Genomic DNA, 14,814 nt, shown 5'->3' with positions numbered 1-14,814 from the left:
CTGCTCGAAGTGCGAGCCCTTCCGGAGAGCGGCCATGAGACCGCCCTCCGGATGCGCTAGGTTCTACGGGCCGTACGTCGTCGCCTCGGTGTCGATGATCCGGATGCCATCCTCGCCGGCGTGATCGTTACACGCCTGGCAGCTTGGCTCGGACCAGTACGCCGCTCCTGTGTAGTACTGCTTTGCGGGATCAGTGGCGCTGACGCTACCTGCCCACAGGTTGTGGTTGTCCACAGCACTGAGGGTCAGCATGCCCATGCCGTTGTAGCCGGTCAGCGGATTGAGCAGCGCACCACCCTGGCTGCGGCTGGTACCGAGCATGTCCGGGTCCCTGTAGGGAGCCGGGTCAGCCGGGATAACACCCGCACCGATGGAGTTGGCCGTTCCGTTCCAGCCACCGTTCACCAGCAAGCGCGGACGCTTCCAACCGTGCGGGATACCGATGTGGCAGCCGACGCACTGCGCCGAGCCGTCGTTGGTGTCCTGGTGATGGCTGGAGTGAGCCGTGTTGCTGGAACCGATGGTGGCCGAAGTGAACGTTCCGGCATTGCCCTGAATCCAGGGCTGCGCCTCGGGATCCGTGGACGACCAGCTGGAAGCGGTGATCGTGAGAGTAGCAGGATCCACCTGGGTGCCGTCGTTCCGCGTCCAGACGTAGTAGCCGGTCGTACGCGAGCTGCCGGTATTGATGTACACCGGATCCCACGTATCGGCCGCATAGTCGAACGCCACGTCGCCGGTGGAGTACATCGGCAACGGGTTGTTCACAGTCGTGCCAGACTGGTAGTTCTCCAGGTCGTGGCACTTGGAGCAGATGAGCGTCATACCGTCACCGTAGGTCTGCGTCGCCGTCGTCAGCGTGGAGCGAAGCTTCATGCCGGACGGGAACTGCTCGACCTGCTTGGTGAGCTCGCCGTAGGAGTAGTCGGCCGGATAGTCCGGGTCGAGACCCCAGTTGTCGTCCGCACCGTGCGGACCGGCGGCCAGAAGACCGGTGTGGCAATCCTCGCAAGACACGACAGATGTCGCGTCGAGGAAGAGTGCGTCCCCGGGAGCGGCAGTGTCTGCCGGATCCCAGAACACGTTCACCTCGGGGAACTCCCAGTCGGTCGAGACGACACCCGTGTCGCCGACCTCAAGGGACGTACCCGCCCAGCCCGCAGGCGCTTCTGCCCACTGGAAGCCGGCTTCGACTTCCCACGAGGGCTGCAGCGTGGAGCTGGCAATATGCGACTCCCAGTACAGCGTGATGCCCTCGGAGCCATCGAATTTCTCGAAGGCACCGATCGTGCCGAAGGCCTCCGTGTTGTGACCGGATGCCGGCTCCCAGCCTTCGCCGGTGTGGCCGAAACCACTGACGAAGCCGTGAGGCGCGTACGAGCCTTCGTGGCAGTCGACGCATTCATCGTTGCCGGGAACAGCCTCGCCGTACGCGTGGCACAGGCAGCCCACGTGCTCGCCTGCAAGATGCAGGCTACCGGCGTCGACGTCCAGCAGATTGGTGCCGTGGCACGAGACACACGCGGAGCTCAAGGTACCGGCGATGCCGGCCTCAAGTGCGGCGTGGTCGCCGACGTGATACGGATAAGTAGCGGCCGCGTCCATCGGCATCGTGTGGCACTCTTCGCAAGACCTCTGGGTCTCGGCCTCGCCGTACTGGTGGCACGAGCAGTAGTTGTGCTCGCTGACACCCGTCACCGGGTTACCGTCAGGAAGCACCGCCATCAGGTCGCTGCCGTGGCAAGACACGCAGCCAGGGCTGTTGACCTCAAACGCAGGCTCTATCGCGTCGTGCGCGCCAACGTGGTACGGATGCGCCGCAGCCGGATCCATGGGATCGGTGTGGCAGTCGAGGCACTCGGCCTCTCCAGCCGCAAGCAGCGGAGCCATCAGACCATTGAGGTTCGTGTTGGTGTGGCACGTGCAGCCCACCGCAACGTGAGCGGTCGGCAGGTCGGTGCCGTGGCACGCGGTGCAGCCGCCGCTGTTAACGCCCGATGCATCCACATGCTCGTAAGCGTGGGTGGTCTCGAGCGTCATGCTGCCTGCGCCGTGGCAGTCCGAATCGAAGCATGTCAGGGTCGGCGTAACGCCTTCGCCGTGGCATGCGGGACAGCCGGGGTTCTTGGCCCAGGTGTTGTGAAGCAGCGCAGCGTCGCTCTTCTGCGCGCCGCCGTAGGTCACGTGGCATCCCGCTGTGTAGCAGAAGCCGGTGACGGCGTGCGGAGCCATGCCGGGTGCCGGGTGGTACGTGGTGTAGCCACCGTGGCAGTCCGCGCAAACGGTCGACGGAGTGACACCGTCGGCGTGGCACGCTGCACAGCTCGGCGGCGTAACGCCATTGGAGAGCATCGTGTCGTGGATCACGCTAACGTCGTTGGCGTGACATGCGGCGTCGGTGCAGGTCTCGGCCGAGCCGTCATGCACCATGCCCAGATCCGGGTGGGTCGTAGGATCGGTCACAGGGCCGTGGCAGTCGGAGCACACGAAACTCGGCGTGATGCCGGTGCCGTGGCATGCGACGCAACCGGGGCCCGGAGTGCCGATCGAATCGTGAGTGCTCATGAGATCGCCAGAATGGCAGTCGGTGCACTCAGCGATGTTCGGATCCGCATGGACCGAGACGACGGTGAACGTGGCGAAGTGGTGCGTCTCCTCGTTCCCGGCGTCGTCAGTCGACCAGTACTCGATTGTGTGGAGTCCCAGGGAGTTCTCGTACGCGATCGTTCCCTGAACGGCTCCCATACCATCAAGATTGTAGAACGTACGGTCGACACCCGAGCCACCGGCGTTGTCGATTGCGAAGAACCGGATGGTGGCAAGGCCGCGGTAGACGGTCTCAAGATCGGTCGTCGTCGTCGGCGCGATGGTGTCGCCGCCCGGAGGCGGAGGAGCGGTCGAGTACGCCAGGTAGAACGCGGGACCTTCGAATGTGTAGGTCGCGGCGTACTTGGCGATGACCTCGTTCGCTTCGGCCTCGCTGATGGTGTAGAAGTGCGAGCCGTTGGACTTGTTGAAGAAGCGATAGACCGGCGTGTTGCCGGCCGCATTCGCACTCACATTGTACGCAACGCCTTCGTACGTGAAGACGTTGGACAGGTTGGCGATAACGCTGTTCTTCTCCGCCTCACCTGCAGTGTAGAAGTGCGAACCGTTCGCCTTGTTGAAGAATCGATACAGCGGGGCGTTCATCTGGGGGTGGTCGACTTCTAGTGTGTATGCGACACCCTCATATCTGTAGACGGAGCTCATCGTAGCGATGATGTTATTGGCCTCCGCCTCGCCTGCTGTGTAGAAGTGCGTACCGTTCGAGACTTTGTAGAACCGGTACACCGGCGCGAGTACTGCCGCAGAAGCAACTGCTGGCACACTCACCGCCAGGGCCAGACACGCAACACCGATCAACATTCGCCAGCGCAGCGGCCTGTTTCCCCTTCTCATACACTACCTCCTCTCGCTTGTCGGAATTGCTTGTCAGTTTCCCCGCGAACGAACACCTCCTTCTCTTACGCACGGACTCCTCGTGTTATCGGCGTAGATTGGTCGTTCCCTGAACCATTCTTGCGCAAGATGCCGTGAAATGACAGCCATTCGATTTCCTTATGTGCTGCAGTGGAAGTGTTGCTAGGACCCGCCCGCACAGGTCCTCCCGTTTTTCGTACCCCCGCGGAGACCCCCAAACGAATGCTCCCGGGTGCCGATCGGCACCCGGGAGCATCGCTGTGGAGGCGGAATGCCGCGTTGCGGCAGAGGGTCTTACCCGCCGTGAACCTTGAGGAACAGCGGCACGAACACCAGAGAGACCACCGTCATCAGCTTGATGAGGATGTTCATGGCCGGGCCGGAGGTGTCCTTGAACGGATCGCCGACGGTGTCGCCCACGACCGCAGCCTTGTGCGCCTCGGAGCCCTTGCCGCCGTGCGCGCCACCCTCGATGTACTTCTTGGCGTTGTCCCACGCCCCACCGGCGTTCGCCATGAAGATGGCGAGCAGGAAGCCGGTCACCAGCGCACCGGCGAGCAGGCCGGCCAGGAGCGACAGGTCCACGAGACCCACGAGGATCGGCACGGCCACGGCGATCGCGCCGGGGACGACCATCTCCTTGAGGGCACCCTTGGTGGAGATGTCCACGCACGCGGCGTAGTCCGGCTTGCCGGTACCCTCCATGATGCCCGGGATCTCTTTGAACTGGCGGCGTACCTCACCGATCATCGCGAACGCCGCACGACCCACGGCGCCCATGGTGAGCGCACCGAACAGGAACGGCAGCATGCCGCCGATGAACAGACCCGAGATGACGTACGGGTTCTCGAGCGACATGTCGATGGTCAGTCCGCCGACGGCCAGGCTCTGGCGGAACGCCACGAACAGCGCGAGGGCGGTGAGACCCGCCGAGCCGATCGCAAAGCCCTTCGCGATCGCAGCGGTGGTGTTGCCCACGCTGTCGAGGGAGTCGGTGATCTTGCGGATGTCCTTGCCCATGCCGGCCATCTCGGCGATACCGCCGGCGTTGTCGGCAACAGGACCGTACGCGTCAACGCCAACGGTGATGGCGGTGATGGAGAGCATACCGAGTGCAGCAAGACCGATACCGTAGATGCCGGAGAGGTCATTATCCGGAACGGCCCAGTTGCCCATCGTGAACGCACCGATGATGGCGGCGGCAACAACGAGGATCGGCAGCGCGGTGGACATCATGCCGGTGCCGAGGCCCTGGATGATGTTCGTGGCGGCACCGGTCTCGGAGGCCGACGCGATATCCTTCACCGGCTTGTACGCGTCCGAGCAGTAGTACTCGGTGATCTTGCCGATGGCGATGCCGGCAGCAAGACCGGCCACGACCGCGCCAAAGAACCACAGGCGCGAGGGATCGGCGCCGGCGCGCGTGCTCCAGTGCCAGAAGAGGAAGCCCATGCCCGCAACCTCGATGATCGCGGCCACGTAGGTGCCCATGTTGAGAGCGGTGTGCAGGTGCGCACCCTCCTTGGCACGAACGGCGAACAAGCCGATGATCGACGCCACGATGCCGAACGCGGCGATAAGGAGCGGAGCGGTGACGCCATACATGAAGTCGATCGACTTGGGCTCTCCCGCCACATACCACAGCGAGACAGCGAGTACGATCGGCGCGAGGATCGAGCCGACGTAGCTCTCGAACAGGTCGGCGCCCATGCCTGCCACGTCGCCCACGTTGTCACCAACGTTGTCGGCGATGGTGGCGGGGTTGCGGGGATCGTCCTCGGGGATGCCGGCTTCGACCTTGCCCACGAGGTCGGCGCCAACATCGGCCGCCTTGGTATAGATACCGCCGCCGACACGCGCGAAGAGCGCGATCGAAGAGGCACCCATCGCGAAGCCGTTGACGATCTCGGCGCTTGCGAGCGGGTTCTCACCGGTGACGATCAGGATGATCGCCCACAGCGACAGACCGCCGAGGCCGAAAGAAGCGACCGTGAGGCCCATCGTGAGACCCGAGCGAAACGCCACATTGAGCGCTTTGGCGACGCCGGTGGTGGCAGCCTGCGCCGTCCGCGCGTTGGCGCGGGTGGCCACGTGCATGCCGATGAACCCGGCCGCAGCGGAGAGCACGCCGCCGGTCAGGAACGCCACAGCGGTGAGCCAGTTCACGGCGAACCCGAGGACGACGAACACCACCGCCGCAAAGATGATCAGCACCCGATACTCGCGGAGCAGGAATGCGAGGGCGCCCTCCTGGACCGCCTTCGAGATCTCCTGCATCTTCTCGGTGCCGGGATCCTGCTTCAGGACCCAGATGCCGAGATATGCCGCCATCGCGGTACCCAGCAATGCGGCTGCCGGCGCAAGCCAAGCAATCCATTCAGCCATGAACGTGCGTCTCCCTTCCCAGTGAATAACTCAAGCAGCCCAGGTCGGGCGCAAAGCCCCCTCGGCGCTTTGGCGATGATAGCCGACCTTGTATCGTGCGGCAACAAGCCGGCAACGCGACTCGGGCGGTGTCACACGATACGGCGCAGCACCGGGATTCGGCGCGTCCACTCCACCACCGGCGTGCCGATGGCGGCCGTGGCGAGTGCGGCTGCAAACGCCACCACCACCCCACCGCGACCGTGGGCGAACAGTGTCACCGGAGCCACGAACAGCGGGTGCAGCACGTACAGGCCGAGCGACGAGCGCCCCACCCGTGCGAGCGCCTGAAACGCGGGTCCGTGCCCGGTTGCCGTGTCGCGCATGGCGAGCAGCAGTGCGGCACACCCGCCCACGCATCCGATCGCGTACGGAAGCCACATCAGCCACCGGAGTGAGGTGTCGGCCGCACGCACGTAGGTAACCACCCCGCTCGTGAGCATCGAGAGCACCAGCGCGGTCCACAGCGCCCACTCGGCCCATCCCGGATCTCCGTCGCGCGAGATGCGCAGGCCGAACCAGTAGGCACCCACGTAAAGCGGCACCACCGCCCAGAACGTACCGTTGCCGAGGTCCAGAGGGCTCACGTTGCCGAGCGAGGAGCCGACCGCCAGCACCGTGTACGTCCCCCACGCGAGCCACATCGGCCACCACCCGGTGGTGCGCGTGTCCAGGAAGGCGCAGATGGCGGTCACTGCGAAGAGTCCGGTGAGAAACCAGAGCGGACCGCCACCGAGCAGGATCTCGCGGATCCACGGCCACGTGCGCATCTCTATAGGGAGCTCCCCACGTCCCGCCCACGCCCACACGAGCGGCACCAGCGCGTAGACCGGCGCCCACGCGAGCCACGGCACCATGAGTTGCCCGGCGCGCTTGCGCAGCACGGCGTACTCCTCGCGTGCGGGATGGCGGCCCTGCAAGTATCCCGCGACCGCCGAGAAGGCCGCTACCGTGCCGAAGGCGACGCCGTACGCGAATCCGCTCGCAGGGTCGCCGGCGCGCATGGGCCACAGCACGGCGTGGTTGAAGACCACGAGCAGGATCGCCAGACCCTTGAGCACGTCGAGACCCGGGCGACGCTGCGCGCCCGCCGCGGGCGCGGGACGCTCGGCCTCGGGCATCGGTCACACCCGCCAGCGGCTCGGGATCATCAGCTGCTCGTAGGTCCGGATCGCGAACCGGTCGGTCATGCCCGAAACGTAGTCGGTGACGGCCTGGGCGAGTTGGTCATCCGATGCGGGACGCTCGTCCGGCGGAAGATCGGCGGGGTTCGCCATGTAGTGATCGAAGAGCGTCCGCACGACGTTGTAGGCCTTCGGCTCCTCGGCCTTCGCGTTCGGCGAGAGGTACACGTTGTCGAACAGGAACGATCGCAGGTCCATCATGGCCTTGTAGACGTCATCGGCCATCGTCACGCTCGGCGAGACCGCGGTCGTCTCGACGAGGCTCGTGACCATCGTGGTGATGCGCTCGTTGATGGTGCTTCCGAGCACATCGCACGCGACCTTTGGGAGGTCAGCCTCGGTGAGCACGCCCGCGCGGAGTGCGTCGTCGATGTCGTGGTTCACGTACGCCACCCGGTCGGCGATGGCCACGATCTGACCCTCGAGCGTGCTCGCCCGCTTGCGACCGGTGTGACAGCGGATCCCGTCCCTCACCTCCAGGGTGAGGTTGAGCCCTTTGCCCTCGTACTCGAGGGATTCCACGATCCGCAGGCTCTGGAGGTTGTGGTGGTAGGCGGCCGGCACGTTGGGATCGCGGCGGTGCGCGATCTTGAGCGCGTCGTTGAGCGCCGACTCGCCGATGTGCCCGAACGGCGTGTGGCCGAGGTCGTGGCCCAGCGCGATCGCCTCGGTGAGATCCTCGTTGAGATTCAGCGCACGCGCTACGCTCCGCGCGATCTGCGAGACCTCGAGTGTGTGCGTGAGCCGGGTGCGGTAGTGGTCGCCTTCCGGCGCGAGAAAGACCTGCGTCTTGTGCGAGAGGCGCCGGAACGCCTTGGAGTGCAGGATGCGGTCGCGGTCGCGCTGGTACTCGGTGCGGTAGGGGTCGGGCATCCCCGGGCGCTCGCGCCCCTGCGTGGCCGAAGAGAGCGCGGCGCGCGGCGAGAGCCGCCCCGCTTCGGCGGCCTCGTACTCCTCACGCGTCACGATCCCGCTGCCCACTTGGCACCCCGTCCCCACACGCGGGACGGCGCCGGGCTCTTGGGCCCGGCGCCTCTTCCCGGTGGTCTACCGGTTGTCCGAAGCCGTCGTCTGCGCGGCCAGCGTGGCCTGCGCTGCGGCCAGGCGCGCGAGCGGCACGCGGTACGGCGAGCAGCTCACGTAGTCCAGGCCGATGGTGTAAAACGTCTTCACCGAGTCCGGATCGCCGCCATGCTCGCCACAGACGCCGAGCTTGAGCTTGGGGTTCGTTGTCCGGCCGCGCTCGCAGCCCATCTCCACGAGCTTCGCCACGCCGGCGTCGATCGTCTCGAAGGGGTTGCGCGCGAGCACCTTGCGCTCGAGATACCGCGGCAGGAACTTGCTCTCGATGTCGTCACGCGAGAAGCCGAACGCGGTCTGCGTGAGGTCGTTCGTGCCGAAGGAGAAGAAGTCGGCCACTTCGGCGATCTCATCGGCGCAGACTGCAGCGCGCGGCAGCTCGATCATCGTGCCGATGGGGATCGCGATCTCGATGCCGCATTCCGCCTGCACGCGTGCGATGACCTTCTCGGTCTCGTCGCGCAAGATGGCGAGCTCGGTGCGTACGCTCACGAGCGGGATCATGATCTCCGGCCGCGGGTCCTTGCCCTGCTGCTTCAGCTGGCAGGCGGCCTTGGTGATGGCCTCGACCTGCAGCGCGTAGAGCTCCGGATGCATGATGCCGAGGCGGCAGCCGCGCAGGCCGAGCATCGGGTTCATCTCGGCCATGGCGTCGATCTGCGCGAGCAGCTTCCGTTTGGCCGAGAGCGTCTCGGCCGAAACGCCGGCGCACTCCTCGCGGGTGATCTCGACCTCAAGCTCGCGCGGCGAGTCGAGGAACTCGTGGAGCGGGGGATCGAGCAGGCGTACCGTCACGGGCAGCCCGTCCATCGCGGCGAGGATGCCGAGGTAGTCCTCGGTCTGCACCGCGAGCAGCTTCGCGAGCGCGTCTTTCTGCACACTCTCGTCTGCGGCCAGGATGAAGTCCTGGATGATGTCTTTTCGCTCGCCGAGGAACATGTGCTCGGTGCGGCACAGACCGATGCCCGCGGCGCCGAACGAGCGACCGAGCGCGGCATCTTCGGGGGTGTCGGCATTCGCGCGCACGCCCATCGTGCGGACCTCGTCGGCCCACTCGAGGATGGTGTCGAAGTCGCCCGAGACCTCGGGCTGCACGAGCTCCACCTGGCCGAGCACCACGATACCGGTGGTCCCGTCGATGGAGATGAGATCGCCCTCGTGGAGCACGACTTTGGTGCCGCTCACCTCGGCCAGCTTGGACTTGGCGTCGATCTTGAGCGCTTCTGCACCGCAGACGCACGGCTTGCCCATGCCGCGCGCCACCACGGCCGCGTGCGACGTCTTGCCGCCGTGACTCGTGAGGATGCCCTGTGCGGCCACCATGCCGTGGAGGTCGTCGGGAGTGGTCTCCCAGCGCACGAGGATGACCTTGCGGCCCTCGGCTGCTGCAGCTTCGGCATCGTCGGCCGAGAAGACGACCTCGCCGACAGCCGCGCCCGGGCTTGCGTTCAGGCCCTTGGCGAGCACGTTGTAGGTTGCGGTGGTGTCGAACTGCGGGTGCAGGAGCTGGTCGAGCTGGTTGGGATCGATGCGCATGAGCGCCTCGTCTTTGCTGATGACGCCCTCGGCGACCATGTCCACCGCAATCTTGAGCGCGGCTCGTGCGGTGCGCTTGCCGATGCGGGTCTGCAGCATCCAGAGCTTGCCCTCCTGGATGGTGAACTCAATGTCGCACATGTCGCGGTAGGCGCTCTCGAGGATGTCGAACACCTTGTAGAGCTCGGCGCCGGCCTCGGGCAGTACGTCCACGAGCTCGGCGATCGGCCGCGTCTTGCGGATGCCGGCCACCACGTCCTCGCCCTGCGCGTTAGTGAGGAAGTCGCCGTAGAACTCCTTGGTGCCGTCGGCGGCGTTGCGGGTGAAGCCCACGCCGGTGGCCGAAGTCTCCCCCATGTTGCCGAAGACCATCGCCTGCACGTTCACCGCGGTGCCCAGGTCGTCGGCGATCCGCTCCATCTTGCGGTAGTAGACCGCGCGGGGGTTCATCCAGCTCCTGAAGACCGCCTCGATAGCGAGGTGAAGCTGCTGGGAGACGTCTTGCGGGAAGACGACCTTGCCGTTAACCGCGAGCTGCGGGTAGTCCGCGGCCGGCACATGCTCGGCCACGATGCCCTTGAAGACGTTCACGAGCTCCTTGAGATCCGCGGCGGAAAGTTCGGTGTCCGACGCCGCGCCGCGCGCCATCTTCATCGTGTTGATCGCGTTCTCGAACAGGTCACCCTCGGCGTCGAGAACCACTTTGCTGAACATCTGGATGAACCGGCGGTAGCTGTCCCATGCGAAGCGCTCGTTTCCGGCCTTGGCGATCAGCCCGGCTACGGTGCGCTCGTTGAGCCCGAGGTTGAGGACCGTGTCCATCATGCCCGGCATGGAAAACGCCGACCCGGAGCGCACGGAGACGAGCAGCGGGTCGGCTTCGTCGCCGAGGCGCTTGCCCATCTTGGCCTCGAGGGCGGCAACGTTGGCCGCGATCTCCTCGGCAAGGCCCTCGGGCATCGCAGGCGGCGTGGCGTGGTAGTACTCCATGCACGCCTGACAGGTGATGGTGAAGCCTGGCGGGACCGGAAGTCCCATGGTGGCCATCTCGGCCAGGTTGGCGCCCTTGCCACCGAGGATGAACTTCATGCTCTTGTCGCCCTCGGTCTGTTCGCCGCCGAATGCGTATACGCGCTTGGTATCCGACAACTTAGGTCCTCCCTCGTAAACCCGCCCGTACCCCTAGACTTCGAATCATACCGTACCGACGGCAGCCGCCGCCCCCTCGTGACAGCTAGTCGGACGTCTCGAGCGAGGACACGCCCACGTGGCGCAGGATCTCCTGCGCCGACTCCTCCACGGCCCGGTTGTCCGTGTGAACCACGAGGCACCCGATCTTGCGCATCACCTTTCGCGCTTCGGCCAACTCGGCCTCGATGGCCTCGCGCTCTGCGTATCCCGGCACGTAGCCGCCGAGTTCCTTCATCCGCTCCTGGCGGATGGTGAGCAGAACGTCCACGCTCGTGACCAGTCCGAAGACTTTCCGGGGATCGAGCTGGAAGATCTCGGGCGGGGGCGCGGTGCCAGGCGCGAGGGGAACGTTGGCCACCCGCCAGCCCTTGAACGCCAGGTACATGGAGATCGGCGTCTTGGAGGTTCGCGAAACGCCTATCACCACGATGTCGGCGTCGATGAGGCCCTCGGCGTTCCGACCGTCGTCGTGCTTGACGGCGTACTCCATCGCCTCGATGCGGTCGAAGTAGCCCTCGTCGGTGCGGCGGATGCGTCCCGCCTCGCCCGTGGGCTGGTGGCCGGTCACCTCGGCCAGACGTGCCACGGCCGGACCGAGCAGGTCCACACCGATGGCGCCGCCGGCGGTGAGCCGCTCCATCTCGTCTCTGAGCGGCTTGTCCACGAGCGTGTAGAAGAAGATGCAGTCACGCCCGCAGTGTTCCTTCACGATCGTTCGCAAGTCGGCAGGCGTGCGCACCTTTGGCAGGCGCTCGATCCGAAACGCGTTGGGTTTGAACTGGGACACGGCGGCAAGCGCCACCGTCTCCCCCGTCTCGCCGAGCGAGTCCGAGATGACGTGGATCGAGATGGGGTCGCCGCGCACGCGCTACCCCGCAAGCTTTCCGAAGTCGGCGAAGTCCGCGAACAGACCCTGAAGCCGGTTGAGGAGCGCAAGGCGGTTCGCGCGCTGCGCCGGGTCGGGATCCATCACGAGCACGCTGTCGAAGAAGGCGTCCACCGGAGCGCGCAGGTCGGCAAGTGCCGAGAGTGCAGCTTCGTAGTCGCGGTCCACGGTCATGAGCGCGCCCACGCGCTCGTACGCGATCTCGACCGCATCGGCCAGCGCGCGCTCCTCATCACCCATCATGCCGTGATCGGGACTGTCCCCTGCCTCCGGGTCGGCGAGGTTCGCCACCCGCTTGAAGGCGACCGACAGGTCACGGCCGGCGTCCGACTGGCGGAACGCGGTGAACGCGCGAACGCGATGGACGGTGTCCGCCGGATCGGCCGAGGCCACGGCCATGACGGCCTCGACCACGTCGTACTCGAAACCGCGGTCGCGCAGCATGACCTCGAGCCTGCCGTCGAAGAACGCCTTCACGGTGGCACCCACGGCGTTCGGGTCCAGACCGGGCACGGCCTCGGCATATCCCGCAAGCGCCGAGGCGATGGCCTCGTCGAGCTGGAGGCGCACGCCTCCATCGATGATCATCGTGAGGATGCCGATGGCCGAGCGCCTGAGCGCGTAGGGGTCGGCCGAGCCGGTGGGGCCCTGGCCGATCGCGAAGATGCCCACGATCGTGTCGAGCTTGTCTGAGATCGACACGAGCTTGCCCGCAAGGCTTCTCGGCAGTTCGTCGCCGGCGAACTTGGGCCGGTAGTGGTCGACGATCGCCTCGGCTACCACGGGCGCCTCGCCTGCCGCGTTGGCGTAGCGGAAGCCCATGACACCCTGGAGGGAGGTGAACTCGATGACCGCATGCGTTACGAGGTCGGCTTTGGCGAGGTGCGCCGCGCGGGCCGCGTAGGCGGCCTCGTCGGCCGGCGCGTCGACCGCAGCGGCAAGCGCAGCAGCGAGCGCCTCGATCCGCGCCACCTTGGCGCCGAGTGACCCGAGCTTCTCGTGGAAGACGATGCGATCGAGCTGGTGGACGTAACTCTCGAGCGGACGCGAGAGGTCCTCGTTCACGAAGAACGCCGCATCGGCCAGACGCGCGCGGATCACGCGCTCGTGGCCTGCGATGATCGCATCGGTGCGTGCAGGATCACCGTTGTGGACCACGAGGAACCGCGGGAGCAGGCTGCCGTCGGCATCCTCCATCGGGAAGTACCGCTGGTGGCTCTCCATCGCCTCTTCCACGATCTCGCGCGGCACGGCGAGGAACGCGTCGTCGAACCGGCCAACGCCCACCGTGGGGAACTCCACGAGGTTCACGACCTCGGCGAACGTCTTCTCGGGCACCACGGCGCGCGCGTCGAGCGCGGCTGCTGCGCTGTCCAGGGCAGCACGGATGAGCTCCGCCCGCTCCTCGCCGTCGGCGACCACATGCACCTGGCAGAGCGCCTCCTGGTACGCGCCGGCGTACGGAACATCCACCTTGCTGCCGAGGAAGCGGTGGCCCACCGTGGTGCGGCCGGCCTCGACGCCGGCAAAGCGCACCGGGACGACGATCGAGCCGAAGAGCGCCACGAGCCAGCGCACAGGGCGGATGAAGCGCGTCGAGCCCGAGCCCCAGCGCATCGACTTCGCCCAGTCCAGGTCGGCGATGAGCTGTGCGAGCAGGTCCGGGAGGATCTCCTCGGCGGGCCGACCGGTCTCCTCCACCTGCGCGAAGACGTACTCGCCAGCGTCGGTGGTCTCGCGCACCAGGTCGCTCACGGCGATGCCCCGGCTCCGGGCAAAGCCCTCCGCGGCCTTCGTGGGATTGCCGTCCGCGTCGAAGGCGGCCGCCACGGCCGGGCCCTTCACGCGCATGGAGACATCGTCCTGGCGCTCCGAGAGCCCCGTGACGACGAGGGCCAGGCGACGCGGAGCGCCGAACGAGGTGATCTCGCTGTAGCTCAGGCGCGCTGCGTCAAACGCGACGGCGGCGCGGGTCTTGAGTTGCGTGACGGCGTCGTACAGAGGTGCCGAGGGTACTTCCTCCACGCCGATCTCGAGCAGCAGGTCGCGGCTCATCGGGCATCACCGCCTTCGGTGCTCGAGGCGGCGGATGCGGCTTCAGCGTCTTCGGCGAGTTCCGTCGGACCGGGATCGCTCGCGACGTACGCCTCGGCGCATCCCTTTGCGAGCGTGCGGATGCGACCGATGAAGCTCACGCGCTCGGTCACCGCGATGGCGCCTCGCGCATCGAGCAGGTTGAAGTAGTGCGAGCACTTGAGCGCCTGCTCGTAGGCGGGCAGCACCGCGCCCGCAGCAAGCGCGCGGGTGCTTTCGGCCTCATGCAGGTCGAAGAGCTGCCGGAGCATCGCGGTATCGGCGAGCTCGAAGTTGTACTTCGACTGCTCGCGCTCGTTGCGCAGGAACACGTCGCCGTACGAGAAGCCCGGGCACCACTCGAGGTCGAAGACCGAGTTCACACCCTGGATGTACATCGCGAGACGCTCGAGACCGTAGGTGATCTCGGCGGGCACGGGATCGCACTCGATGCCGCCCACCTGCTGGAAGTAGGTGAACTGCGTGACCTCCATGCCGTTGAGCCACACTTCCCAGCCAAGGCCCCACGCGCCGAGGGTGGGCGACTCCCAGTCGTCTTCCACGAGGCGCATATCGTGCTCGGCGGGCTCGATGCCGATGGCGCGGAGCGAGTCGAAGTAGAGATCGAGCACGTTGTCCGGGCTCGGCTTCAGGATGACCTGGTACTGGTAGTAGTGCTGCAGGCGGTTCGGATTCTCGCCGTAGCGTCCGTCGGTAGGACGACGGGACGGCTGCACGTACGCCGTGCGCCACGGTTCCGGGCCGAGCGAACGGAGCGTCGTGGCGGGATGGAACGTGCCCGCGCCGACCTCCATGTCGTGCGGCTGCAGGACCACGCAGCCCTGATCGGCCCAGTAGCGCTGCAGCGCCATGATCATGTCCTGGAAGTTGAGTGCCATGAACTCCCCGAATCGTCCGTGCTGGCGGAGCCCGGCGGGTGCGCCGAGCGTGGCGATTAGTTTACACCAGGGAGCGCGG

8 protein-coding genes are annotated in these 14,814 nt (G+C 66.3%); all 8 read right to left on the bottom strand.

The annotated features are described in order from the left end of the window. Positions 1–63 precede the first annotated feature (63 nt). The 8 genes from Q7W51_05655 to Q7W51_05620 all read right to left on the bottom strand — a co-directional run bounded on the left by Q7W51_05655 (position 64) and on the right by Q7W51_05620 (position 14,735). Positions 64–3,369, bottom strand: a complete 3,306-nt coding sequence (locus tag Q7W51_05655; protein MDO8847853.1) for a hypothetical protein — start codon at positions 3,367–3,369, stop codon at positions 64–66. 387 nt (positions 3,370–3,756) lie between these two features. Beyond that, positions 3,757–5,847: a sodium-translocating pyrophosphatase gene (locus Q7W51_05650; protein MDO8847852.1), complete on the bottom strand. Its 2,091-nt coding sequence runs from the start codon at positions 5,845–5,847 to the stop codon at positions 3,757–3,759. A 131-nt stretch (positions 5,848–5,978) separates the two neighbouring features. After that, positions 5,979–7,007 (bottom strand): acyltransferase, encoded by a 1,029-nt coding sequence (locus Q7W51_05645; protein MDO8847851.1) that lies wholly within the window; start codon positions 7,005–7,007, stop codon positions 5,979–5,981. Between the two features lie 3 nt (positions 7,008–7,010). After that, a complete protein-coding gene (locus Q7W51_05640) occupies positions 7,011–8,051 on the bottom strand; it encodes a deoxyguanosinetriphosphate triphosphohydrolase (GenBank protein ID MDO8847850.1) in 1,041 nt (346 codons plus the stop codon). A gap of 66 nt (positions 8,052–8,117) precedes the next feature. Next, the gene (ppdK, locus tag Q7W51_05635) at positions 8,118–10,835 is read right to left on the bottom strand and encodes a pyruvate, phosphate dikinase (GenBank protein MDO8847849.1); all 2,718 of its coding nucleotides are present in this window, start codon (positions 10,833–10,835) and stop codon (positions 8,118–8,120) included. Positions 10,836–10,920: 85 nt separating this feature from the next. Beyond that, complete coding sequence (locus Q7W51_05630; protein MDO8847848.1) at positions 10,921–11,742, bottom strand: pyruvate, water dikinase regulatory protein; 822 nt, start codon at positions 11,740–11,742, stop codon at positions 10,921–10,923. A gap of 3 nt (positions 11,743–11,745) precedes the next feature. Continuing rightward, complete coding sequence (glyS, locus tag Q7W51_05625; GenBank protein ID MDO8847847.1) at positions 11,746–13,818, bottom strand: glycine--tRNA ligase subunit beta; 2,073 nt, start codon at positions 13,816–13,818, stop codon at positions 11,746–11,748. Then, the gene (locus tag Q7W51_05620; GenBank protein ID MDO8847846.1) at positions 13,815–14,735 is read right to left on the bottom strand and encodes a glycine--tRNA ligase subunit alpha; all 921 of its coding nucleotides are present in this window, start codon (positions 14,733–14,735) and stop codon (positions 13,815–13,817) included. The genes glyS and Q7W51_05620 overlap by 4 nt, the downstream gene beginning before the upstream one ends. Positions 14,736–14,814 lie beyond the last annotated feature (79 nt).

It is taken from the genome of Coriobacteriia bacterium, from assembly GCA_030652115.1.
GTDB lineage: Bacteria > Actinomycetota > Coriobacteriia > Anaerosomatales > Anaerosomataceae > UBA6100.
Note: the sequence above shows the minus strand (reverse complement) of the source record. Positions and strands in the feature narration are given on the sequence as shown.

Excerpts from the sequence above, each read along its gene's own strand:
- Q7W51_05650 (MDO8847852.1), bottom strand. The coding sequence starts at position 5,847 with ATGGCTGAATGGATTGCTTGGCTTGCGCCGGCAGCCGCATTGCTGGGT.
- Q7W51_05645 (MDO8847851.1), bottom strand. The coding sequence starts at position 7,007 with ATGCCCGAGGCCGAGCGTCCCGCGCCCGCGGCGGGCGCGCAGCGTCGC.
- glyS (MDO8847847.1), bottom strand. The coding sequence starts at position 13,818 with ATGAGCCGCGACCTGCTGCTCGAGATCGGCGTGGAGGAAGTACCCTCG.
- Q7W51_05620 (MDO8847846.1), bottom strand. The coding sequence starts at position 14,735 with ATGGCACTCAACTTCCAGGACATGATCATGGCGCTGCAGCGCTACTGG.